The sequence below is a fragment of the Pseudoalteromonas sp. ATL1 genome, assembly GCF_058933015.1.
Map to the genome: position 1 here is coordinate 4,033,804 of NZ_JBZYXL010000001.1, position 24,915 is coordinate 4,058,718.

Below are 24,915 nucleotides of genomic sequence, written 5' to 3' on the forward strand. Positions count from 1 at the left end.
TCAAAACAAGAAAAGCACCCTAGGGTGCTTTTCCAATCATACTTAACTCAATGTGTCTAAGCTGCGCTATTGATACCACTGTGTCTGAGTAATGCGTCAACTTGTGGTTCACGACCTCTAAATCTCGTAAACAGCACCATTGGCTCTTCCGAACCACCTTTTTCTAAAATATTTTCCATAAAGGCTCGGCCCGTTTGCTCGTTGAAAATGCCCTCTTCCTCAAACTTAGAGAATGCATCCGCAGACAGCACTTCAGCCCATTTGTATGAGTAATAACCAGCGCTATAACCACCCGCAAAAATGTGGCTAAAGCTATGTTGGAAACGGTTAAATTCAGGCGCTTTAATTACCGCTGTTTTTTCACGCACGGCGTTAAGCTTTGACTGAATATAGTCTTTGTCATCACCTTGATAGTCGGCATGAATATGAAAATCAAACAAACTGAACTCAATTTGACGCAGCATTTGCATCGCTGATTGATAGTTTTTCGCGGCAAGCAGCTTGTCTAACAACTCTTTCGGCAGCGGCTCGCCCGTTTCGTAATGACCAGAAATAAAGCTCAAGGCTTCTTCTTCATAACACCAGTTTTCTAAAAATTGACTTGGTAACTCAACCGCATCCCACGCAACGCCATTAATACCAGCCACTGGCGCCGCTTCCACTTGTGTCAACATATGGTGAATACCATGGCCAAACTCGTGGAACAACGTGGTTACTTCGTTGTGCGTAAACAAAGCCGGCTTATCACCTACCGCTTTATTAAAGTTACAAACCAAGTAGGCAACCGGCGTTTGTAATTGACCATTAGCACGTTGTTTACGGCCCATGCAGTCATCCATCCAAGCACCACCACGTTTATGCTCACGCGCATACAGGTCTAAATAAAAGTGACCACGCAACACGTCGTTTTTATCATGAATGGCAAAAAAGCGTACATCAGGATGATAACTATCAAACTCTTTAACTTCGCTGACTTTAATGCCAAATAAGCGATTCACGGTTGTGAACAATCCCTTAAGGACCGTATCGGCAGGGAAATAAGGACGTAATTGTTCATCCGAAATGGCGTACTTTGCTTGCTTAAGCTTTTCTCCATAGTAGCCGTAATCCCAAGCTTCTAATTTTTCGATGCCATGTTCTTGTTTAGCAAAGGCAATAAGCTGTGCCAGCTCCGTTTCGGCTTGCGACTTAGACTTGCTGGCAAGATCATTCAAAAATTCAAATACTTGAGCTGGCGACTCAGCCATTTTGGTGGCCAATGAATTGTGTGCGTAACTATCAAAGCCCAGTAATTGTGCCGCTTCATGACGCAGCGCTAACTCTTCATTCATGATAGCGGAGTTATCAAATTCGTTAGCATTTGGACCCTGATCAGATGCACGAGTCACAAAGGCACGATAGGCTTCTTCACGCAGTTCACGGTTATCGGCGTAAGTCATAACAGGTAAGTAAGATGGGAAATCTAACGTAAATACCCAGCCATCGAGTTCTTTTGCTTGAGCTGTGTGCTGCGCCAGTGCCAATGCGGATTCAGGTAAACCAGTTAATAACGATTCATCAGTGATGTGCTTTTGCCACGCTTGTGTGGCATCCATCACATTATTACCAAACTTAGAAGCAAGCTCTGATAAACGCGCACTTATCTCACCAAAACGCTTTTGTTTATCTTTACTCAGCGCAATACCCGATAAAGTAAAATCACGTAGTTGATTATCAATGGTCTTTTGCTGTGCGATAGACAAATTAGCAAATTCTGCTGAATCTTTAATTGATTTATACGCTTCGTATAGACCTTGGTGTTGACCAACAAACGTTGAGTACTCTGACAACATAGGCAAGCACTCATTATACGCGTTACGCAGTGCTTCACTGTTTACCACCGAATGCATGTGAGATACCGGAGAAAACATGCGCGTTAATTTGTCGTCGGCTTCTTCGATGGGTAACACGAGGTTATCCCATGTAAACGTTTGGTTTTTTAATACATCTTCAATCGTTTGGCGACAATGAGCTAGCGCTTCTTTCAAAGCAGGCACAATATGTTCAGGTTTAATTTTTGAAAATGGCGGTAGGCCCTCAAGCCCTATCAACGGGTTGCTCATAGTGTGATCTCTTATCGTTATTTTGCTGTATTGTGTTGAAATTGGGGCAAATGCCTCAATTACAAGTTAGACTGTTAACTTTTACCGTTTAGCTCGGTCTGTACTCTCTAAGCGTAGAATAAATTGAAATAAACTAAGGGCAAGTTATGACTCAACATTTTGACTATATCGCAATTGGTGGTGGCAGTGGCGGTATTGCATCGGCTAACCGCGCAGCGATGCGTGGCGCTAAAGTCGCACTGATTGAAGCCAAGCATATGGGTGGTACCTGCGTCAACGTGGGTTGCGTACCGAAAAAAGTAATGTGGCATGGCGCGCAGGTAGCCGAAGCAATCAAACTCTATGCGCCAGATTATGGTTTTGATGTTGAATTAAAAAACTTTGATTGGGCAAAACTGGTTGAAAGTCGCGAAGCGTATATTGGTCGAATTCACCAAGGCTACGAAGGATACCTCGCCAAAAATGGGGTGACTGTTATCAATGGCTTTGCCAAGTTTGTAGACAACCGCACCATAGAAGTCAACGGTGAACATTACACCGCTGACCATATCAGCATTGCCGTGGGTGGTCGCCCTTCAATTCCAAGCATTCCAGGTGCTGAATATGGCATTGACTCAAATGACTTTTTTGAGCTGAAACAACAACCTCGCCGAGTGGCTGTGATTGGCGCGGGTTACATTGCCGTTGAACTTGCTGGTGTACTCAATAGCCTTGGTACCGAAACCCATTTATTTGTGCGTAAACATGCCCCCTTGCGTAGCTTCGACCCACTTGTGGTAGAAACCTTGGTCGAGGTGATGGAAAAAGAAGGCCCAACACTACATACCAACGCAGTACCAAAAGCGTTAAGCAAAGAAGCCGATGGCTCGGTGACGCTACACTTAGAAAACGGCCAATCACATACCGTTGATCAAGTTATTTGGGCGATTGGCCGCGAGCCAGTCACGGATTTAATTAATCTAGAAGCGACCGACGTTGCAACCAACGAACGTGGCTTTATTAAAGTGGATGAGTATCAAAACACCTCGGTGAAAGGCATTTATGCGCTGGGTGATATTATGGAAGGCGGCATTGAATTAACACCTGTTGCCGTTAAAGCGGGCCGTATGCTCGCAGAGCGCTTGTTTAACCCAGAATTGCCAGATGCCAAAATGGACTACAACCTAGTCCCTACCGTGGTATTCAGCCACCCCCCTATCGGCACCATTGGCCTCACTGAACCTCAAGCCATTGAACAATATGGTGAAGACAACATTAAGGTATATACCTCAGCCTTTGCCGCTATGTACACCGCCGTAACGCAACATCGCCAACCATGTAAAATGAAACTGGTATGCGCCGGTCCAGATGAAAAAATAGTTGGTCTACACGGCATCGGCTTTGCCGTTGATGAAATGATCCAAGGTTTTGCCGTCGCCATGAAAATGGGCGCAACCAAAGCCGACTTTGATTCGGTTGTGGCTATACACCCGACTGGGTCAGAAGAGTTTGTTACTATGCGATAACCAATTGATATTTAATTAATTTAAATTAAGCGCGAGTAGCAACACACTCGCGTTTTTTTTATGCTTGTTTACTTGTAGGAAGTAAGTTGGATAAGTTACGGAGCCACGCCATCCGACATACCTAAACACCACCGCGAGTCAAAACATTCCTCAATGCCCCGCGTCTTAAAAGTGAAAGTGAGCAACAAGGCAATATATGCGCTATTTCGCCCATTAATACTTGCGGCACTGCGTCGGATGGCGCTTCGATTATACCGACCTACCGCGCTACTTTTATCACCAGCCCCACACCTTTTCACGTTCAGTTCCACAAATGGCGCGTAGACGTGACTGTCTGCCTTTATTATTTATCTCACCAAACTGTTTTTGATAAATAATAGGAAATATTTATGACTTTTAAAGAGTTACACACCCAATCACTGCCATTACTACTTTGTAACGTGTGGGATGTACCCAGTGCGCAGATTGCGCAAAAACTGGGGTTTGCAGCGATTGGCACATCCAGTGCGGCGATCGCAAACGTATTGGGTAAACAAGATGGTGAAGAGGTGAGCTTTGCAGAGCTAATAAACGTCGTGGCCGCCATTGCTCTGCATTCAAGTTTGCCACTGAGCGTTGATATTGAGGCGGGTTATGCTGACTCGCCTACGGACATTGCTAATAACATCATTAAGTTGGCTAAGCTGGGTGTGGTGGGCATTAATATTGAAGACAGCATAGTAGTAAACGGCCAGCGAACGTTGGCTGATGCTACGGAGTTTGCACACAAGCTTACGGCAATCAAAGCGCACCTAACACAGGCGCAAATCGACCTATTTATAAATGTGCGCAGTGACACTTATTTGCTGGGTGTTGAAAAACCACTTGAAGCCAGTTTGCACAGGGCTGCGCTTTATCAACAAGCTGGGGCTGATGGGTTGTTTTTTCCTTGTCTACATTTAGCTACTGATATTCAAACAATAACAAGTGCAACAACGCTTCCAATTAATGTTATGTGTGTACCTGAGTTGACTGACTTTGATACGTTAAAAAACCTAGGCGTAAAACGTATCAGTATGGGTAACTTCGCTCACCAAGCAATGCTGCGCTCGCTTAAAGGCACCTTAACCGCCATAAAAACGTCTGGCGCTTTTACTCCGTTGTTTGACATTTAACGAGGTGGATTAGGGCGCCAGATGGCGTCCCCCTTTATGCCAACATATTGCACTACCTCAACTCAATTGCTCATAAAAACAATTGCTTAAATGTTGTTAAAAATGATACAAACTTAACCACCTGTATGAAATACCAAGGAATTGTCATTTTGAAGACCATGTATTTTGCCATTTTATGGCTGTTATCAACGGCTGTTAATGCAGCCAATTTTCAAGTTTTTGATATCCCCGCCTCGAAAATAATGGCAGTCACACCCAAAGTGACCATTGCTTTGCCAGCCTCATATAAAAGCAACAAAACAAAGCACTACCCTGTTTTATATGTATTAGATGGCGAACTTAATGGTGAGCTAGTGTATGGACTAATACACCGCTTGCATGCTTCAAAAGGTGCAAGCGAACATATCATCGTCGGCATTAGCAGCAATGATCGCTTACAAGACTTTGCGCCAACGGTAAACAAGGACCCTAGGGGCCCTGTTGGTGCCGGTGGTGGAGCAGATAAGCTATTAGATTTTATGCAATCAGAGTTAATGCCTGCAATTAACAAAAGCTACCGCACCAGCGACTTTAATGTCATTGCGGGCCATTCAATTGCGGGATTGTTTGTAATGCATACTTTTCATGCGCGCCCAAATCTGTTTCAAGCCCATATGGCATTTAGCCCAGCTGTTTGGTGGGGGGCAAGAGAAACCGCTCAAGCGACCAAACAATATGTACTTTCTGATAAAGAGGTGGGGAGCTTTTTGTATATGAATATTGGCAGCGAAGGGGGTGAAATGAGACAAGTCTATGATGACCTTTCACAGACCATCTTAAGAAACCGCTCGACCGAATTAGCGCTTCACCTTGACACATTCAATGACGAGGCACACGACTTTACCATGGCTGTGGGCTTTTATAATGCACTTAAAGCGCTGCACAACTACCAGCAAGACAAGTCGATTTTATAGCCTAAGCAATGACTTGTTAGATGTTGCCACTGAGTAATCGGTATACGATTACTCAGTGCGGCGAAATTCTAAAATATCACCCGGCTGACAATCACAACGAAATCTTCTTTAAAAAAGATTTTGAAGGAAATGAAAACTCTCAACTGTTTAAACTGAACTTTAAGCCTGAAAATATCCAAACGAGCGCCTACGTAACACAGCTGACCCACAAACCAGATGTTAACTATATCTTTGTTAAACAATTCAGTCAGTCAACGAACAAGGTCGCACTGTTTGCCAATCATGATGAGCGAGCTAAAAACAGCTTGTACCACTTGGATATCAATACGCAGGCACTCACTCTAATTGATGCAAATGATCTGCATTTTAATAGTTTTAAGTTAAACAAAGCGGGACGAATGGCAATAGGTACGAACTTAAATGGTGACAGCTCCATGTCCCTCTATAAGCTCGGCGCACAAGATTGGGAAAATCTATTAACAACATTACCAAATGAAAAAGTAAGCGTACTCGGGTACAACGAGCAACAACAAACCGCGTTGTTATCTGCAAGTATTCAGGGTAGAGATAAGCAAGAGCTTATCGAGTTAGATCTGAATTCGAAAAAACTAACAACCATCCATAAAGATCCACTCAACCAATCAGATTTATCTGATGTCATTTTGACAGAAGACGGGCAGCCTATACTTGCCTCATACTATGGCGCAAGGCTTAAAAACTACCCTCTCAACGATGCCACCAAAAAAACACTGGATGAGATAGAGCAGTACTTTGGCGCTGATTCAGATCTACACGTTAAAAAAATTGATCACAGAACAGGATATTGGCATTTGCGAGTGACCTATGCCAACAAACCGGATGAACAATTCGTTTATGATAGCAAAGAGCAACAGATGGTAGCGCTGCTTAATCAAACTCCTTCTTTCGATCCTACACAACTGGGTGATAGAAAATCGATTACCTATACCGCCAAGGATGGAGTGGAGATCCAAGGTTATTTAACGCTGCCACAAGATGCACAGAAAAACTTACCCACCATTATATTACCGCACGGTGGTCCTTGGTATAGAGATCAATGGGAGTTCAGTAGCAGCTACTGGGCACCAATCGCCCACTATTTTGCCACTAGGGGTTATGCCGTTTTACAGCCTAACTTTAGAGGCTCTGAGGGGTTTGGGAAGCGCTTTACGTCACTGGGCAACAAAAACTGGGGCACGGGCACCATGCAACAAGACTTAACCGACGCAGTTGAGTACTTGGTAGAGCAAGGCATTGCAGATAAAAATCGAGTCGCCATTATGGGTGGCTCATACGGCGGATATGCCGCCTTAGCGGGCGCCACCTTTACACCTGACATTTACAGTGCGGTAGTTTCTTATTGTGGACCGTCGAGTATTAGCGCCATGGTTGAGTCGTTTCCAGCAAGATACAGACCTTATCTTGGCCAGTTTTTTGCGGCCGTGGGCGACCCGCAAATCGAAGCGGATAGAGCCGATATGGAAGCGCGCTCACCCATTAATTTTGTTGATAATGTAAAAGTACCCGTTTTACTTATCCAAGGTGCTAATGACCCACGTGTGCCACAAGCACAATCAGATATGATCGCCAAAAAGCTATTTAGTACCGACAGAGAGGTAGAGTACCTTTTAGCAAAAGATGAAGGTCATGGGTTTACGCAGCACAACAATAAACTGGCAAGCATTATTGCTATGGAAAACTTTTTCGCTAAGCACTTAGGGGGCGCAAAGTCTACATCGGTAGAGCGCAAGCTATCTGAACGATTAGCTGAGTTAACTGTGGATATAAGTAAGCTTTAAATAGTTCATAGTCCAATAGGACCCCGCTCCTGCGGGGTTTTATTTTGGCGTGCTCATCACCACACAGTTTCTGCCATTCGCTTTGGCATCATAAACCGCGTGGTCAACCATTTTCAATGAATAGCTAAACGGCTTGCCTAAATCTACCTGTGCTACACCGCAGCTAACAGTGACTTTAATGTAATCTTTGCTGGTTTCGATCAGCGATTTTTCAACATGAATGCGTAGGCGCTCTGCCACTTCATATGCGCCGACTGGCGATGTGTTAGGTAAAAGAACAATAAACTCTTCGCCACCCAAACGACATAAGCAATCCTCATTACGCAGCACTTCTTGGCACGTATCTGCAAAGGATTTCAACACCACATCGCCAATATCATGCCCGTAACTGTCATTGATACGCTTAAAATGGTCAAGGTCGAGCATGACAATGCTTAACTGAGTGCCATAACGAATATGGCGACTGATCTCTCGATGTGCGGTGTCCATCAAATAACGGCGGTTTTTAAGACCGGTTAACGCATCTTGAAAGGCAAGAGTTGTTAATTGCGCTTGGAGTTCAGATAGTTCATTGACCAAAATACGACGGCTACAGCAGTCTGCCATCATCTCTGCATAGGCTATTTCTGCGCCTTGCCACTTACGCGCTTGGCTTGACCCTTCAAAACAAACCACACCGTGCGGTATGCCATTTTTAAAAATAACGGTATCCAACATTTCGGTAATGTTATTTGGCTCTAGGTAATCAGTGGTAAACTCTGAGGTACGCGGATCAGAAAAAGCGTTAGACGCGTCTATCGATATGCCTGAAGTAATGGCTTTGAAGTAATTAGGGAAGTCGTCACAAAATAGTTCTGGTGGCTCGTCTAAATGTTCGTTGTCTCGCCATTCAGTGTGTGCAACGTTAATCAGCTTAGTCGGACGGTCAAGATCATCAAATAACCAGACGGATACTTGGTCAACACCAAGGGTTCTTTTACCCTCGGTAATAAGATCGAATAGAAAGCTTTGATAATGTCCCGATACGTCTAACTCTTCAGAGCTCATCCTTCTTAAGCGCTGAGTTACTTCACCAAGGTCAATAAACATATAATGCCGCTGTATTCCAACTAATTGCCACTGCTGAGCCTATGCTCTATATCATTATACTACCTAAAAGAGGGTACAATTAGCTAATGGTTTATATACAAAAAATTCAAAACCTTGATGAAATTAACTTAGTTCATATATTTGGCGAGGTACTTTTTGAATACCGGATCAGTCTTAGCGAGCGCTTTTTGCTCTTCCAGAATACTTTTCAGAATATGTTCCGAAGTAAGTGGGTTCGCCAGTACAACTCTAAAAACAACGGTTGGTTGATTATCATATTGAGCAGGCGTTAAACGCGTACGAGACACAAAAGAAATACCCGCTTCACGTTGACGCTTTTGCATGCTCGCCGTAAAACGATTCAGCGCCGCATAAATATCAATACGTTCCTGTTCATCCGCTTGCGCAATGGCCTGCTTAATTTGTGCGGGCACATAGCGATAGGTAAGCAAACACAATTCAGGTTTTGAGATAAGCTCAAAATCAGCGTCTTGCTCAATCAGTTGCGCAAAATATCTCGCCTTTTCGATGCCTTTATCAATCAGCATCTCATAGCCTTTGCGACCGATCACTTGCAAACAAGCGTGAACCAACATGGCCATACCTGGGCGGCTGCCCTCTAACGTGTGACTCCCTAAATCTTTCGACCCTTTACGTAAAATATACTCAGCGTGATGTTCAATGGCGTCTGAAGCAGCAGGGTCTTTAAACAGAACCAGTCCCGCGCCCATGGGCACATACATTTGTTTATGTGCATCTATGGTGATGGAGTCAGCACGTTCAATGCCATCAAGTAAATGTCTGTGATTACCTGACAGTAACGTTGCCCCGCCCCAAGCAGCATCAACATGGAAGTGACAACCCAATTCTTCGCTGAGATCTGCCATTTCGTGTAGTGGGTCGATATTACCGGTTTCTGTCGTGCCTGCTACACCAACCAAAGCCATGACTTTTATGCCTTGTGATTCAAGCTCTTTGGCTTGTTCACGCATTTTTTGTACATTCACTTTGTTGTTTTCGTCGGTTTCTACAGCCACAAAATTATCGCGACCCAGCCCCAATACATCGGCGGCTTTGCCCAATGAATAGTGACCACGCTCTGACACCAACACTGCTAACCCTTTATAACCGTAGTGCAACATCGCAGCCACAACCCCTTGTGCAGCAATGCCTTTAAATTGACCATCGGCTTTTAAAAGGCGATTTCGCGCAATCCACAGCGCCGTAATATTGGCTATCGTGCCACCCGAGCAGAACGCACCCAGTGACGTACTCGCACTATGCATCCATTTATCATAAAACGGTTCTGACGCGCCATAAGCGAGATGATGCATCATCCCCAATACTTGTCTTTCTAAGGGGGTAAATGCTTTAGAAGTCTCTATTTTTACGAGGTTCTGGTTTAACCCCACCATAAGCTTAGAAAGCGGTAGCACGAAATGTGGTAGCGCTGAAGTCATGTGACCAATAAAACTCGGCGCAGCCGTATGCACAGAGTGCGCAACCAACTGCTCCATAATATCTTGGGCATAATCAGACACAAACATCGGCTCTTCTGGGATCACAGCCGATTGAAAGTCCTTCTCAATTTCATGTAAAGGCTTTTCAACAGCGGCTATGTTTTCATTCAAGAACCCCGCTAGGTTATTTGAAATCTCCAACTCTATTTTACTTAGAGTCGAGTCAGGCGCTTCTGGCACCGTAAAAATACGCATTAAACTTTCTTCAGAAGCGACAGCACAACGCTTTGGACCCATTACATTACCCAATGTTTTAACGGACGGCTAAATACCCGCCCCGAGCTTGTTATTTCGAAATGGCTAACTTTACTGCAAGTTCACGGGAATGTCTTCTATTGTTCACTGAAAAATAAAGATTTGCACCACTTAGGTATGACACTTTAATGTATAACTTGCTAAATTTACTTTAAATATACCTAGGTATTTAAAAGTCGCTAAACTCAGTTACACTTTTGTACATGTATGCGCTTTGCAACGACTTAAACTAAGTTTAAAATTCAGGAACAAATGAATATAAGGATGGTTATGTATAGAAAGACCTCAGCAACAACATGGTCTTTAATTGGGTTTGCCCTTTTTTTTGCAAGCTTAGTAGGCTACGTCGCATATACATACAAGTATACGCGTAATGCAATCATGGAAGACATTGATAAACAATTGCTACACGCAGCAAAAAGTGCGCAACTCATTTTAGGTGAGCACTACCATGATGATCTCGCCACCATCAGTGAAGAAACGTATTTAAAAAACAGCGAACAACTGACGGCATTGGCACAAGCGCTGGGTGTAGAATATGTCTATACCATGATTTACGATCCCCCCTATGTGCGCTTTACCGCTTCCAGTTATACAAAAATCGATTTAAAGCAAGGTCGTATCACTCAGCTGTTTGACCCTTATTTAGAAGCAACGGTGATTAATAAAGCCGCATTTAGCTCCACAGAGCCCGTATTTGAGATCTCTAAAGATAAATGGGGCCTATTCAAAACCATCTTTGTCCCCTACATGTCCTCTGATGGTACTGTTTATATCAGCGGTGCAGATATCACCATCGACAAAGTGGATTCACTCCTGCAAGAAAGTGTGACCAGAGCAACGCTGACCGCGAGCTTTTTCTTTTTCATTGCCGTGTTGGTTGCCGCACTGTATTTGCAACTCTACAGAAAGTCGATGAGTACAGATTCGCGAACGGGGTTTGCCAACCGAGTAGCATTAGAACGTGATCTCAATGAAAAACAAGACCAACACCTAAGCCTTGCTATTATTTGGGTGAATGAACTGGAAGATATTATCAGCTTCTATGGCACTCATGTCGGCGATCTTGTTTTACAGAAAGTCATGGCGCACTTCAAACAGCTTACCTTCCCTTATCAGGTATATCGCCTCGCCACCTCAAAACTGGTGATCATGAGCGATGCAAAAGAAGGTGAAGCTTACTTAAGTAAAATAATCTCAGAGTTTCCGACCACTACACCAATTTTAACTAAGCCACACTTGTACATTCAGTTACACGCAGGTATCGCTACAGGCAACAAGTCTTTGCTACTGGAGAACGCTTCAATCGCCAGCCGACAAGCAATGCAAAATCAACAACTGATTTGCTTGTTCAACGTAGATAGTCAAGATGCAAGGCTAAAACAAAAAAATCACCTCGCGATCGCCAATATTTTGCAAGATGCATTTGCCAGTAATCGTGTGCTCACCTACTTCACTCCGCGCGTAAACCCGAAAACAAAGCAGGTCATGCAACATACCTGTAGTCCTAGGGTGATCACCGAACACGGGGCTATTTTAAAAGCTGAAAGCTTTAGTGAAGTAGTAAGGCAATCGCGCCTACAAGGGCAATTGACTCGTAATATCCTCACCCAATGTATTAATCGGTTTAGAAAAAGCAGCACGCCGTGGAGTGTTAAGCTGAGCTATCAAGACGCAACCGATCCACACCTTTTGGACTTTATTGATCAAGAACTCAGACGCTACCCGCAACCGCAGCTGATCACCTTTGAATTAGACGAAAAAGATGTACTCGATAACTTCAATGCGATGGCGGTGTGTATCAATGTACTCAAGAGTAAAGGCGTGAAGGTATTGATCAATGCAGTGAGTAGTGGTTTGCTAACCGTTAGCCGAGTGATGAAACTTAACATTGACATGATCTTGCTAGACAAAACCATTGTCTATCATATCGCTGAAGATCAACAAGTTTTTGAGTTTATACAGCACATAGCCAAACTATGCGCTAACAAGCGTATATTGCTGCTGGTTGAAGGGGTTGAATCGCAAGAGCAGTTTATCAAATTAGCCGACGCTGGGGTCGATTTGGTGCAAGGCAACTATATTGCAAAAGCCACCCCACACCTTTGTACGCATTTACCCCAATTGAACGACCAAACGCGTGCTTGATTGCCCGCTGGCCCAATATTTCCGCTCAAAAGGTGTTATCGCCGTATCGCTATGGTACGGTGATACTGGGGTTGGAAAACCCGCTAGTTGTAAGGCTCTTGCAAACTCTTTGACGTAAATATCCCAATTGCTGCGCACTTCCAATTGACCACCTAACTTAACGATAAATGGAAAAACCGCTGCGCCATGCCAACGACGTTGTAAATGCTTTGACTTGGGCCACGGATTTGGATAAAGCAGATAGTGGTGCGTTGGTTGCCACTTGGCCTCAACAGCCAAACGCCAAAAGTCGTTTAAATCGGCCTGCACCAAAATATATTGACCTGCCTCTGTTTGCTTATACTCCACATCGTGTTTATCTAAACGATGTGACGACTTATCAATCCCAATGATCAACGCATCGGGATGCAACTTCGCTAAGTTCGCGGTACTTTCACCCACACCACAACAGGAGTCGAGAATAATTGGTCCGTTAAACGCTTGCACACGAGCATTCACTTCATCGAATGCGGCTTGTGTGTGCTGGGCAATCGGTTTTTTAAACTCGGCTTGCAAATGTTTATTCACCACCTCATCGAGCTTGTCGTGCAAGCTCGTTTGGTTTGAAACAATGCTTCTTGAATTTGCTTCACTCATTAATGACGTAACCCTACACCTCGACGGATCAAATTCAGCGCCAAGGCAAATAACACGAAAATAAACGCCAATAATACCGCAAATGCCACATAAATGTTGATATCTGACACACCTAAAAAGCCAAATCTAAATGCATTCACCATATAGATGATGGGATTGATTTGTGACACCCCTTGCCAAAACTCAGGCAGTAACGTGATGGAGTAAAATACGCCGCCTAAATAAGTCAGCGGGGTCAACACAAACGTAGGAATAATACTGATGTCATCAAAACTATTGGCAAACACCGCGTTAATTAGACCGCCCAACGCGAACACCGCAGAGGTTAAAATGACCGTTGCGATGATCACGCCAAGGTTATGAATTTGAATATCAACAAAAAACAACGATACCAAGGTCACAATAAGTCCGACCAACATACCTCTAGCCATACCACCGCCCATGTAACCCAATACGATGATATAGTTTGGCACGGGTGCGACTAACAACTCTTCAATGCTCTTTTGAAATTTGGTTGAATAGAAGCTCGATGCCACGTTAGCATAGGAGTTGGTGATCACCGACATCATAATCAGACCCGGCACAATAAACTCCATGTAACTAAAGCCACCCATATCGCCAATGCGTGAGCCTATCAAACTACCAAAAATCACAAAATAAAGGGTCATGGTGATCGCTGGCGGCACCAGTGTTTGCACCCAGATACGTAAAAAACGAATACACTCTTTGATCCATATACTTTTTAGCGCAACGCTATAACGACTTAAACTCATGATGCTCGCCCCTGCTTTAATAGTCCCACAAACAGCTCCTCTAAACGGTTAGCTTTGTTACGCATACTTAGCACCGTATTGCCTTGCTCTGTTAATTGCGTGAACACTTCATTGAGTCCTTGCGATTTTGCTACTTCCACTTCAACGGTGTGATCGTCCACCATCTTAAATTGATAGCCATTGAGTGCCACAGGTTGAATGGGCGCTTTTAAATCCAGTACAAAGGTTTCTTTATCCAACTTAGCTAGTAACGCTTTGATGGTGGTGTTTTCTACGATGGTGCCTTTATCGATAATGGCGATGTTTTTACAGAGTAATTCAGCTTCTTCAAGGTAGTGCGTGGTCAAAATAATGGTTACGCCTTGCTGATTGATCTCTCTTAAGAAGTCCCACATAGAGCGGCGCAATTCAATATCAACGCCAGCGGTTGGCTCATCCAAAATAAGTAATTTAGGCTCGTGCATTAACGCACGGGCAATCATTAAGCGGCGCTTCATACCACCAGACAGGGTACGTGCTTGTTTGTCTTTTTTATCAAATAAACCAAGCTGCTTAAGATATTTTTCTGCTCGCTCATGAGCCACATTTCTGGGTACCCCGTAGTAACCCGCTTGGTTAACCAGGATCTGATTTAAGGTTTCAAACTGACCAAAGTTAAACTCTTGTGGCACCAAGCCCAACTCAGATTTAGCATCTTCCAATGCGGTATCTATGCTGTGACCAAATACTTCAACTGTACCTTGTGTTTTATTAACCAAAGAGGCGATAACACCGATAGTCGTTGATTTACCCGCACCGTTTGGGCCCAGTAATGCAAAAAAATCGCCCTGCTCTACTTGCAAGTCAATTCCTTTTACGGCTTCAACACCGTTTTTGTAGACTTTTTTTAAGCCTTGAATATTCAATGCAATCGTCATGTTAGTGTTGTTCTCCATAACCCCAACGCTTAGTTAGGGTATGTTCGATATGTAAATGATCTAAAATTCTGGCCACCATAAAGTCGACCAAATCTTCAATTGATTGAGGTTGATGATAAAACCCCGGCGCCGCTGGCATAATGGTGACACCGAGTTGGCTCAGTTTGAGCATATTTTCTAGGTGGATCGAGCTAAACGGGGTTTCTCTGGGTACTAAAATAAGTTGCCCACGTTCTTTGATCACCACATCAGCCGCACGCTCAAGCAGGTTATCTGAGGCACCTGTGGCAATGGCAGATACGCTCCCTGCACTACACGGGCATACCACCATTTTTTTAGGGGCAGCCGAGCCCGACGCGACAGGGCTAAACCAATTGTCTTTGCCAAATACTTGGATTTGTTTAGGCTGCGCATTAAACAGCTCGCTGAGCTGCTCTGTGGCTTTTTGCTCGTTGCCCGAGAGCTTAATATTTGATTCGGTATCAAGTACGACTCTTGCAGCACTTGAGATCAATACAAACACTTGGTAGTTCATTGCTACCAAAACCTCTAAAAGGCGCAACCCATATGGCGCGCCTGATGCGCCACTGAATGCCAAAGTAATTGCTGGTTTAAAGTTGTTCACTCGTTTGCCTTTGAATTAAGTTCAATATTTATGCGTTAGCCTTAAGCGCACTTAACAATTTTTGGTGTAATCCTTCAAAACCGCCATTGCTCATAATAAGGATGTGTTGCCCTGGTTGCGCTTTTGCACAGACCGTTGCAATGATCTCATCGGTGCTATCAAAGCACTGTCTGCCCGCTTTGTTTGCTTGCTCTTTTAATGACCAATCAAGCCCTTGTGGTTCAAACAAATACACTTCGTCAGCTTCGCTCAAAGACTCCAGCAAGGTATGCTGATGCACGCCCATTTTCATGGTATTTGAACGGGGCTCTAAAATCGCAATAACGGGTTCATCGCCCACTTTGGCTTTTAAGCCCGCAAGGGTGGTTTTAATCGCCGTAGGATGGTGGGCAAAATCGTCATACACAAACACGCCATTTGCTTCACCGAGTAATTCCATACGACGCTTTGGCGATTTAAATTCGCGTAATGCATCAATGCTAACAGACACAGGAATACCCACATGACGCGCTGCAGCAATCGCCATCACGGCATTTTTTACGTTGTGTTCGCCAATCGCTGACCAGGTCACAATGCCTTCAAGTTGACCGGCTAAATACACCTCAAATTGTGAGCCATCGCGCTCAAGTAACTTATACGTCCAATCGCCATTTAAGGTTTCTTGCTGGCTCCAAAAGCCGCGTTGAACAACCTCAACCAATGCCGTATCGTCGGCTGGATAAATCGCTTTACCTTGGCTTGGTAAGGTACGTAGCAAGTGATTGAACTGAGTTTGAATAGCATCGAGATCTTTAAAAATGTCCGCATGATCAAACTCTAGGTTATTCATTACTAAGGTACGTGGTAAGTAATGCACAAACTTACTGCGTTTATCAAAAAACGCCGTATCATACTCATCCGCTTCAATCACAAAAAACGGTGTATCACTCACGCGAGCCGATACCCCAAAGTTTTGTACGATACCGCCAATTAAAAACCCAGGGCGCAAGCCTGCATATTCCAACACCCAAGCGAGCATACTGGCCGTGGTGGTTTTTCCGTGGGTACCAGCCACAGCTAGCACCCACGCATCTTGCAACAGGTTATGCTTTAACCACTCAGGCCCCGAGGTGTAAGGCAACCCCTTTTCAAGCACATACTCAACGCAAGAATTGCCACGACTCATGGCATTGCCGATAATCACCATATCTGGCGCGGGATCTAACTGCTTTGGATCATACCCTGAGGTAAGCTCAATACCCAAAGATTCTAACTGGGTGCTCATTGGCGGATACACATTTTGATCAGAGCCGGTTACTCGGTAACCCAAAGACTGAGCGATAGCAGCAATACCACCCATAAAAGTGCCGCAGATCCCTAAAATATGTATATGTTTTTGTTCTTTTTGCTGATTGACCATGAAATTAATGTGCCTTGTAAAAATCAATACTGCCGTGGCAGGCTGTCTACTATGCCAAATTTATAGGCAATTAACCAACCTTACCTAGGCAAAACAGCCATGCTGAATTAGCAATAATGCCCAGGTTTTAATGAACTTATTATGAGTCATTGAGCGAACTCATTACCTAAAAAAAAATGCCAGTCTCAGACTGGCATTTTTTCATTCATGAATTGTTATTACGCTACACCGTACTGGTCACGGTATGCTTTCACCGCTTCAAGGTGCTCGCTCATACCACCTTGCTGCTCAAGGTAAGTAATTAAGTCAGCTAACTTCACAATTGACACTACTTGGGTATTAAAGTCACGCTCAACTTCTTGAATCGCTGAAAGCTCTGCTTTGCCTTTTTCTTGACGATCAAGCGCAATCAATACACCCGACAAGTCAGCACCCGCTTCAGCAATGATCTCCATTGACTCGCGAATCGCAGTACCTGCGGTGATCACATCATCCACCAGCATAATACGACCTTCCAGTGCCGAGCCCACCAAAGAGCCGCCTTCACCGTGTTGCTTTTTCTCTTTACGGTTAAAGCAATAAGGCACGTCTTTATTATAGTGGTCAGCTAACGCAACGGCTGTGGTCGTCGCAATTGGAATCCCTTTATATGCAGGGCCAAACAGTACATCGTACTCAATGCCCGCATCTTCTAACGCAGCGGCGTAAAAACGGCCTAAACGCGCTAAATCGCGGCCGGTATTAAACAAACCTGCATTGAAAAAGTAAGGGCTTGTACGGCCTGATTTTAAAGTAAATTCGCCAAACTTAAGCACCTGCTTTTCAAGGGCAAATTCAATAAACTCTTTTTGATATGCTTTCATGTGTTACCTACTTAAACTTTTACGAGCTAATCTTATGCAAGTGCTTTCTTTTGCAAGTCGATAATCTCTCGAATTGAGTGTTTAGCGAGCGCTAACAACTCATCAAGTTCGTCAAATGAGAACGGTTCGCCTTCTGCGGTACCTTGCACTTCAATCAATTTGCCCGTTTCAGTCATGATCACGTTCATGTCGGTTTCGGCTTCTGAGTCTTCTAAGTATTCAAGGTCAGTGATGGCTTCACCGTTGTATACACCAACAGAAATAGCAGCAATCATAAATTTAAGCGGGTTCGTGTTGATCATCCCTTTAGCGCGCATGTGCGTAAGTGCATCAACCAACGCCACACAAGCACCACTGATAGACGCCGTACGTGTACCACCATCTGCTTGCAGTACATCACAATCGATTGTAATGGTGTTTTCGCCAAGTGCTTTTAAATCAACCGCTGCACGTAGTGCGCGCGCGATCAAACGTTGAATTTCCATGGTACGACCGCCTTGCTTGCCTTTTGCAGCCTCGCGGTTATTACGAGTGTGGGTAGAACGCGGTAACATGCCATACTCAGCGGTGATCCAGCCTTTACCTTGACCTTTCATAAAACGCGGTACACCCGCTTCAACAGTCGCAGTACACAGTACTTTGGTGTTACCAAACTCCACTAACACCGAACCTTCGGCATGCATTGTGTAGTTACGAGTAAATGTTACAGGTCTAATTTGGTTTGCTGTTCTTTCGCTTGGACGCATCCACGTTCCCCTAAAGTCAAAGTTTTGCCTATTATAAAGGCTCAATGGATACGATGCCATGTGTTACACGATAAATAGTTGCTGTATCACGTTGTAAATTTGATAAATATTTAGGCTGTCGCCCTGCGCGCTTTATAAGCTATAATGGCGCCAGCAAATTTTGTTAATAGATTAGGAACTTTACATGATCCATAGTATGACCGCCTACGCACGCCGAGAAGTAAAAGGTGATTGGGGCACTGGGGTTTGGGAAATTCGCTCGGTTAACCAGCGTTACCTTGAGACCTTTATCCGCGCACCTGAGCAATTTCGTGCTATGGAGCCAGTTGTACGTGAGCGCCTGCGCAAGCATTTACAGCGCGGTAAAGTAGAGGTGTATTTAAAGTTTACCGCCAACCCAGCCCATGTTGGCGAATTATCTATTAACGAAACACTCGCAGAGCAACTAATCAAAAGCGCCAAATGGGTGCAGCAACACAGCCAAGGCGACATCAACCCTGTTGATATTTTACGTTGGCCAGGTGTCATGGAAGCCCAAGAAGTTGACTTTGATACCGTTAACAGCCAACTTTTAAAAGGTTTTGACGAACTTGTTGAAGACTTTAAAGCTGCACGTGCGAGCGAAGGTGAAAACCTAGAAACCATGATCACCACCCGCCTAGATGCAATTTTAGAGCAAGTGGCCATCGTTGAAGGCCATATGCCAGAAGTGAACAAATGGCAGCGCGAAAAGCTCACCGCGAAACTAGAAGAGTTAAAAGCGGAAATTGACGAAACGCGCCTTGAACAAGAACTGATTTACCTTGCGCAAAAACAAGACGTGGCTGAAGAACTCGACCGTTTAAAATCGCACGTAAAAGAGACCCACAAAATATTGAAAAAAGGCGGTGCCTGCGGCCGTCGTTTAGACTTTATGATGCAAGAGTTCAACCGCGAGTCGAACACCCTGGCTTCTAAATCAATCAACACCGAGATCACCAACGCAGCGGTAGAGTTAAAGGTGTTAATTGAGCAAATGCGTGAGCAAATTCAAAATATTGAATAAAGCTCACTAGTGCTCACATAAACACATAAAAAACCTCGCTTTATAGCGGGGTTTTGTTTTATTACCAAAATAACTAAACGCGTTACAAATACACAATTTTGGTTCTAACAATGTTTTTCTAAATGCTGAGCCCGTAAACAACCGCTATCTGATCTTGAGCTGTTTACTCTCTGAGCATTTGACTTTGACCAATTTCTGATACAATAAAAGTAGACTTATTTTTAAGAGTAGACAGTATGACTATTACTCTCCACGGTAACGTTGCCGAGCTTGTACAAACTGAAGCTAACAACTCAGGGTTCCAGTCGCCTGAAGATCTTATCTTCGAGGCAGTTTCAGAGTACGTAAAAAAGCGCATTGATTCGGGTATTGAACAAGGTCTTCAAGATGTGGCGAATGGTGATATGGTTGAACTTGACGCTAGCAATATCTCACAGGTACTGTCTAAACCTGCCTCTCAATGGTAAAAGTACTATTAACCCGCAAAGCCAAAACCGACCTTGAATCGATCGAATGGTTTATAGCTGAAGACAACCCAACCAGAGCCAGAAGTTTTTGTGAAGAGTTCTTGCACAGAGCAGTTGAAAACTTAGCTACATTCCCCTGTTCCCACCCGCTCTACAGCAAAGAAAAGAACATCAGGCGCTTTGTTTACCGAGACTACAACTTGTACTATCAATATGATACGTCAAAAGACAGTGTGTATATCCTACACATACTCCACGCCTCGGTATTTCAAAATATGTTGTTGCGTACAAAATAAAAAACTCAAATGCTGTAATTCTTAAACCAAGCTGTTCAGATTGTTTTCTTCTGCTGGTTTTAACAAGTGATGTAATATGTATCTGATTAAAAGCATATCCCACAGGAGCGCAGCAAAACTGGCCGAGGCATAACCGTGCCATTAAGCCCCATCGTCATTGAATGGCTCAAAGAGCTGCAAATACGCGCCTTTGGCTCTGACTATGTTTTTCCAAACCGCAGAGCCAGCAAACGTTTTGGGCATATCAGCCCCGACACACTCAATGCCGCCATTCAAAAGCTATTCCGTGAAGACAAAATGCCCGTGCCCCACTTTACCGTTCACGACCTGCGCCGCACCTGTCGAAGCCTACTTGCAAGCAATGGTGTAGCTGGTCATATAGCCGAGCGATGCTTAAATCATAAGCTAAAAGGCGTTGAAGGCATCTATGATAGATATGATTATTTGGATGAGAGAAGGGAAGCTTTAGGAATGGTAGCTAAGAATTTACAAGTGACCATATCATAGCTTCCAAGTAATATAACACCCATTTAAATGCAGGCGCTGTAAAATATTCTTGTTTAAACAGCGCTTCTATCACGATGACTATTGGCGCAAAAGAGAGAAAAACTCATCTTCACGACTTTCATCACACAATGCCTCGATAAATTTCTTCTCTTGGAATGTGTCTGATATTTTCTCCAAAACTATATTTCCTAAAATCCTTAAACGTCTCAGTTTAGCCGGAGCTTCTATCCGACGTTTCAATAATTCGTTTTCTTTTATGCTGTCAACGAAGTAACTAGCAGCATGGTCATCAAAAGACTTAAACATATCAGGGATATATACAGCAGCACCGTCAGCATAAAAATCAGTTCGGTTCCATCTAGCACTAGATCCCATTCTGCCAACATACGTACGAGTTAAGCATAGAACATATTCTGATAATAGTTCATCTGGTATAAGGCTAGCATAAGGTACTAAAGCTTTTACTGCCTCATTTTCTTTTGGGAAGTCATCAAAGGATTGCTGTAATGCATTAACCAAAGGAGTAATTTGATAACGACGTGCTACAACTGACAAGTAACTTTGACTTTTTACTAGCTCTATAAAACCAAAAGCCGATTTTGTTATATCAGCATTTCCTTTCTGCACTTCTTGATCCACTCTACGAGTTATCTGAACTTTCATCGGCTTAGGAAGAACACGCCAAAGAATTGGAGCAACAAATTCAATGTTAGAACGTAAAATGCTTGTAGATTGAGGGTGTATGTATGATGAGTAAAGTCTATTGGCCAACTCATTTTTGTAAATTTCAGGCAAGTCGCCTAACGCACTTTCAATTGCAACTACATTTCGATCATAGTTTTGTTCAGCTAGAGTTGCCACATAATCATTAACATCAATTATCTGGGCAGGATATTCAGCGTTAAGCACATATTTAATACAATCATCCATCATTCCTAAGACTTTTATTATCGAGGGGTCGCTACTTTTTGGGTGGCCTGAAAATATGTGCCTTGTTTCTTTCGCATGTTTAAGTACTTTACTGGCTTCCCAACCGATGACACCTATTTTATACGCACCTTCGATTAATTGGTCATCGTTAACAAAGTTTTGAAAGTCTTCATATGTTTCAATTTTTCTAGTTACTTCAACTGATTGGTTAAAAAGTTTGATACTCCTAAACATAATTTTATTTCTGAGATCATCAACAACAGCATTCCAAAAGGAACCTATGGAACTTCGGTAGCCTCCAACGGATAGAACCTTAATAGCTTCAATTATATACGGGTCATCACGTAGTTCCTCACGCACAGATGTGAGTGAACGCTGCATAATTGGAACAATCTCCGCATGCACTTCAGGTATAACTACCGCTATTTCGTTGTCGCTCATACATATTCCTTATGAAAGTACCATTCAAATACTAAAACATTTATCGCTTGGCAAAGTCAGTTTATTACTGGCTATTGAAACTGCGCAAAATTTAATCCTGTCGGAACTTATAAAACATGTCAACATAAAAACAATAATTTCAATGAGATAGGATTAAAAATGAGAAGGATATTTACTACTACTTTTGTACCTATGAATAATCACTAGAAAGGATTTTAAATTAAACTATTTGGTCACTACGGATATAACTGGCAACTTATACGTATATAGTTTTTAGAGAAATAGCAGTAGATACGCTGGCTTTGATGAATAGCAGCTATTTTAAAAAAACATGTTAATATAAAGATAATAAAAGCTAAAACTCTGATACATTTCTTCAGACCAAGCTAAACTATTTGACTTCAGAAGGGAATCATGTGAGCTACTTCATTGATACACCAGTAAATATCTACAATAACAAGAAACTGCGCACGCCACAAATTGAGGCATACATAAAAATACAAGAATTCTTTAGCAGAAACCCAACAGGGGAGGCAAAAGTTGTACTCCCAACAGGAACGGGGAAATCAGGGTTACTATCCATTGCTCCATATGGTATATGCCAAAAACGAGTTCTTATTATTACACCGGGATTAGTAACACTAGACAGTATTAGAAAGACTCTGGAACTAATCCAAGACAACTTTTTAATGAATTTTGATGTAATCTTTAACCCTAGAGATATTCCTGTACTTACAAGATATGCAAGTGACCTATCAGATGAACACTTACAATCTAGCCATATTGTGTATTCTAATATTCAGAAACTAGGCAAAGGTAACAATAGAGGATTGTTGAACAGAGAAATAGTAGACCCTGAATTTTTTGATCTAATAATCATCGACGAAGCCCATCACGCACCAGCAAATAGCTGGGTAGAAGTACTACAATATTTTGAAAGTGCAAAAAAGCTTTTCGTTACTGCAACTCCATATAGGGGCGATAATCTTGAAGTTCCCGGTGTAAAGATTCATGAAACCCCCTTATCAGAAGTGATGCGTGATAGATACGTAAAATGGTTAAGAAAAGAAACAGTGAATGCGAGTGAACTATATTTCACAATCCCTGAGCAACCTGAGAGCCGACTCAGCATAAACGATGTGCTTCAGTTCAAAGAAAAAGAATGGATTGAAAAAAGTGTTGCTTTATCAAAAGAGTGTTCATTAGACGTAATACAATATAGCATTCAAAAACTGAAAGATTTAAAGCAAACATCCCCAAATGTCCCTCATAAAATAATGGCTGTTGGGTGTAGCATCAACCACGCGGAAGACTTGTTAAAATGGTATGAAGAGCAAGGCTTCTCTTGTGTCATAGTCCACAGCCAAATGCAAAGAGAAGACAAAGAAAAAGCATTCAATACTATCGAGCAACACAAGTGTGACGTAGTAATTTCAGTTAATATGCTCATGGAAGGGTACGATCATAGGTACTTAACTATTTTAGCAATTTTCAGGCCTTATAGAAGTTTAAATGCATTTGCTCAAGTAGTAGGACGAGTACTTAGATCAATCCCAAATGATGAAATTACAGCGTTTGAAATCGATAACAATGCTGTTGTAATTTACCATCAAGAAACTGGCTTAGATGCAATGTGGAACAACTTCCAAAAAGAAGTTGACCGCGCCAAACGTCCAAGACTTACGGAAATAATGATTACTGACCGCGAATATACTGAGAGAGATAATTCCTTGGCTAATGTTAGCTCTAACGATTCATTTTTAAGTGATAAAACATCATATTTAGATGATATTGATTTCAATGAACTTTTTGAAAGGAAGAGAGAGGAAATAAAAATTGAAGCCGATAAAAAGTTACGAGAAATTTCTGAGAGTAGCGAGTTATCTCCAAGTGCTTTACAACAAATTAAAGATATTCTTGTTAAAGAAGAAACAAATAAAGTCTCAGCTCAAATAGATCAAGACCTCATTGATAAGAGGCCTGACTTAGCTCGTAAAGAGCTAAGAAAGTTGTTAAAATCCGCCGCCGAAAACGAAGTTGCTGATTTACTTTGTGAAATAGGGATCGATGAAAAGGGAACTGAGTTAACTGGCATTTTTGAAAGGCATATCCCATATTTAAACGTGGATTCGCCTAATGACGGTACGTTAGTAAGATACGTAAATTTAAAGCTATTACAACAATTTGGGAAAGTTGATAAGAGAGATAACAATACACTTAAAAGCTCTTTGGAAGCTATCCCTCAAGTGGTAGATGAGCTGAGGAGAATGTTGAAATGAAGATAGATAATGAAATAAAAGAGCTAATAAACAGATTGTTAGCCTTACATTTAAACAAAGGAGTGCAACCATCTGAGTTGTCAGAAGCCATTTTTGAAGACAGTTACGAAAGCATAAAAATGGAAAAAAGCTCAGAATATTTGAATGTCTTTTTAACATTCAATGAGAACATAGAAGGTAAAGCAAATAGCATTACCATGAAGTACCAATATGGATTAAACCAAGAATTACTGTCAATCAGCCAAAGAATAGGGCGTGGTAAGTTTGAGTTGCAGTGGGATCGCAATTTTGCTCGCAACGAAATAATAAGTGAGCTAATACAGAAAATGTCTCTATTGAATGACCCCGAATTAGTGAGTCAGTTTATTAACACCATTCCACAGCAACTCAAATCTCAAATTGCGAAAAATCTCAGCCTGGTAGCATAATTGGCTTATAACCACTCTTA

At 42.7% G+C, this 24,915-nt stretch carries 21 protein-coding genes and 1 pseudogene; 11 read left to right on the forward strand and 11 right to left on the reverse strand.

From position 1 onward, the window contains the following. Window positions 1–56 precede the first annotated feature (56 nt). Window positions 57–2,102, reverse strand: coding sequence for an oligopeptidase A (prlC, locus tag AC5FX4_RS17670; protein ID WP_493607624.1), 2,046 nt, complete (start codon window positions 2,100–2,102; stop codon window positions 57–59). A 146-nt stretch (window positions 2,103–2,248) separates the two neighbouring features. On the opposite strand from prlC, the gene gorA reads away from it, so the two are divergent. The 4 genes from gorA to AC5FX4_RS17690 all read left to right on the forward strand — a co-directional run bounded on the left by gorA (window position 2,249) and on the right by AC5FX4_RS17690 (window position 7,531). Next, window positions 2,249–3,607 carry a glutathione-disulfide reductase gene (gene gorA / locus AC5FX4_RS17675; RefSeq protein ID WP_493607625.1) on the forward strand — a complete coding sequence of 453 codons (1,359 nt, stop codon included), beginning with the start codon at window positions 2,249–2,251 and terminating at the stop codon, window positions 3,605–3,607. A gap of 389 nt (window positions 3,608–3,996) precedes the next feature. Further along, complete coding sequence (locus tag AC5FX4_RS17680) at window positions 3,997–4,761, forward strand: isocitrate lyase/PEP mutase family protein (RefSeq protein WP_493607626.1); 765 nt, start codon at window positions 3,997–3,999, stop codon at window positions 4,759–4,761. Between the two features lie 125 nt (window positions 4,762–4,886). Then, complete coding sequence (locus AC5FX4_RS17685) at window positions 4,887–5,714, forward strand: alpha/beta hydrolase (protein ID WP_493607627.1); 828 nt, start codon at window positions 4,887–4,889, stop codon at window positions 5,712–5,714. A 20-nt stretch (window positions 5,715–5,734) separates the two neighbouring features. Next, window positions 5,735–7,531, forward strand: a complete 1,797-nt coding sequence (locus AC5FX4_RS17690; protein WP_493607628.1) for an alpha/beta hydrolase family protein — start codon at window positions 5,735–5,737, stop codon at window positions 7,529–7,531. A gap of 39 nt (window positions 7,532–7,570) precedes the next feature. Here the strand turns inward: AC5FX4_RS17690 and AC5FX4_RS17695 are convergent, their stop codons facing one another. Then, entirely contained in the window at window positions 7,571–8,620 is a 1,050-nt protein-coding gene (locus AC5FX4_RS17695) for a sensor domain-containing diguanylate cyclase (RefSeq protein ID WP_493607629.1), read from the reverse strand. Between the two features lie 128 nt (window positions 8,621–8,748). Further along, window positions 8,749–10,377, reverse strand: a complete 1,629-nt coding sequence (panP, locus tag AC5FX4_RS17700) for a pyridoxal-dependent aspartate 1-decarboxylase PanP (protein ID WP_493607630.1) — start codon at window positions 10,375–10,377, stop codon at window positions 8,749–8,751. Between the two features lie 288 nt (window positions 10,378–10,665). On the opposite strand from panP, the gene AC5FX4_RS17705 reads away from it, so the two are divergent. Continuing rightward, window positions 10,666–12,543 (forward strand): GGDEF domain-containing protein, encoded by a 1,878-nt coding sequence (locus AC5FX4_RS17705; RefSeq protein WP_493607631.1) that lies wholly within the window; start codon window positions 10,666–10,668, stop codon window positions 12,541–12,543. Here AC5FX4_RS17705 and trmB read toward each other — a convergent pair. The 7 genes from trmB to rph all read right to left on the reverse strand — a co-directional run bounded on the left by trmB (window position 12,511) and on the right by rph (window position 18,502). Continuing rightward, on the reverse strand, window positions 12,511–13,179 hold the full coding sequence (trmB, locus tag AC5FX4_RS17710) for a tRNA (guanine(46)-N(7))-methyltransferase TrmB (protein WP_493607632.1): 669 nt from the start codon (window positions 13,177–13,179) through the stop codon (window positions 12,511–12,513). The two genes, AC5FX4_RS17705 and trmB, sit on opposite strands and share 33 nt — an antisense overlap. Further along, on the reverse strand, window positions 13,179–13,952 hold the full coding sequence (locus AC5FX4_RS17715; protein ID WP_493607633.1) for an ABC transporter permease: 774 nt from the start codon (window positions 13,950–13,952) through the stop codon (window positions 13,179–13,181). The genes trmB and AC5FX4_RS17715 overlap by 1 nt, the downstream gene beginning before the upstream one ends. Next, window positions 13,949–14,869: an ABC transporter ATP-binding protein gene (locus tag AC5FX4_RS17720; protein ID WP_493607634.1), complete on the reverse strand. Its 921-nt coding sequence runs from the start codon at window positions 14,867–14,869 to the stop codon at window positions 13,949–13,951. The genes AC5FX4_RS17715 and AC5FX4_RS17720 overlap by 4 nt, the downstream gene beginning before the upstream one ends. Window position 14,870: 1 nt before the next feature. Next, window positions 14,871–15,494 carry a flavin prenyltransferase UbiX gene (locus AC5FX4_RS17725; RefSeq protein ID WP_493607635.1) on the reverse strand — a complete coding sequence of 208 codons (624 nt, stop codon included), beginning with the start codon at window positions 15,492–15,494 and terminating at the stop codon, window positions 14,871–14,873. A gap of 28 nt (window positions 15,495–15,522) precedes the next feature. After that, window positions 15,523–16,893, reverse strand: coding sequence for a UDP-N-acetylmuramate:L-alanyl-gamma-D-glutamyl-meso-diaminopimelate ligase (mpl, locus tag AC5FX4_RS17730; protein ID WP_493607636.1), 1,371 nt, complete (start codon window positions 16,891–16,893; stop codon window positions 15,523–15,525). Between the two features lie 218 nt (window positions 16,894–17,111). After that, the gene (gene pyrE, locus AC5FX4_RS17735; RefSeq protein ID WP_493607637.1) at window positions 17,112–17,756 is read right to left on the reverse strand and encodes an orotate phosphoribosyltransferase; all 645 of its coding nucleotides are present in this window, start codon (window positions 17,754–17,756) and stop codon (window positions 17,112–17,114) included. A gap of 32 nt (window positions 17,757–17,788) precedes the next feature. Then, the gene (gene rph, locus AC5FX4_RS17740; RefSeq protein WP_493607638.1) at window positions 17,789–18,502 is read right to left on the reverse strand and encodes a ribonuclease PH; all 714 of its coding nucleotides are present in this window, start codon (window positions 18,500–18,502) and stop codon (window positions 17,789–17,791) included. Window positions 18,503–18,686: 184 nt separating this feature from the next. Here rph and AC5FX4_RS17745 point away from each other — a divergent pair, with 184 nt between their 5' ends. The 4 genes and pseudogenes from AC5FX4_RS17745 to AC5FX4_RS17760 form a co-directional block, all read left to right on the forward strand. Continuing rightward, window positions 18,687–19,547, forward strand: a complete 861-nt coding sequence (locus tag AC5FX4_RS17745; protein WP_493607639.1) for a YicC/YloC family endoribonuclease — start codon at window positions 18,687–18,689, stop codon at window positions 19,545–19,547. Window positions 19,548–19,783: 236 nt separating this feature from the next. Next, window positions 19,784–20,014, forward strand: a complete 231-nt coding sequence (locus tag AC5FX4_RS17750) for a hypothetical protein (RefSeq protein ID WP_493607640.1) — start codon at window positions 19,784–19,786, stop codon at window positions 20,012–20,014. Further along, a complete protein-coding gene (locus tag AC5FX4_RS17755; protein WP_493607641.1) occupies window positions 20,008–20,310 on the forward strand; it encodes a type II toxin-antitoxin system RelE/ParE family toxin in 303 nt (100 codons plus the stop codon). The genes AC5FX4_RS17750 and AC5FX4_RS17755 overlap by 7 nt, the downstream gene beginning before the upstream one ends. A 96-nt stretch (window positions 20,311–20,406) precedes the next feature. Beyond that, window positions 20,407–20,817 (forward strand): annotated as a pseudogene (locus AC5FX4_RS17760) (site-specific integrase); the annotation flags it as partial. A gap of 78 nt (window positions 20,818–20,895) precedes the next feature. On the opposite strand, the gene AC5FX4_RS17765 reads toward AC5FX4_RS17760, so the two are convergent. Next, complete coding sequence (locus tag AC5FX4_RS17765; protein WP_493607642.1) at window positions 20,896–22,188, reverse strand: hypothetical protein; 1,293 nt, start codon at window positions 22,186–22,188, stop codon at window positions 20,896–20,898. A gap of 416 nt (window positions 22,189–22,604) precedes the next feature. Here AC5FX4_RS17765 and AC5FX4_RS17770 point away from each other — a divergent pair, with 416 nt between their 5' ends. Together AC5FX4_RS17770 and AC5FX4_RS17775 are read left to right on the forward strand one after the other, a co-directional pair. Continuing rightward, a complete protein-coding gene (locus AC5FX4_RS17770; RefSeq protein WP_493607643.1) occupies window positions 22,605–24,467 on the forward strand; it encodes a DEAD/DEAH box helicase in 1,863 nt (620 codons plus the stop codon). Next, window positions 24,464–24,895, forward strand: coding sequence for a hypothetical protein (locus tag AC5FX4_RS17775; protein WP_493607644.1), 432 nt, complete (start codon window positions 24,464–24,466; stop codon window positions 24,893–24,895). Before AC5FX4_RS17770 ends, AC5FX4_RS17775 begins: the two co-directional genes overlap by 4 nt. The last annotated feature ends 20 nt before the right edge of the window (window positions 24,896–24,915 follow it).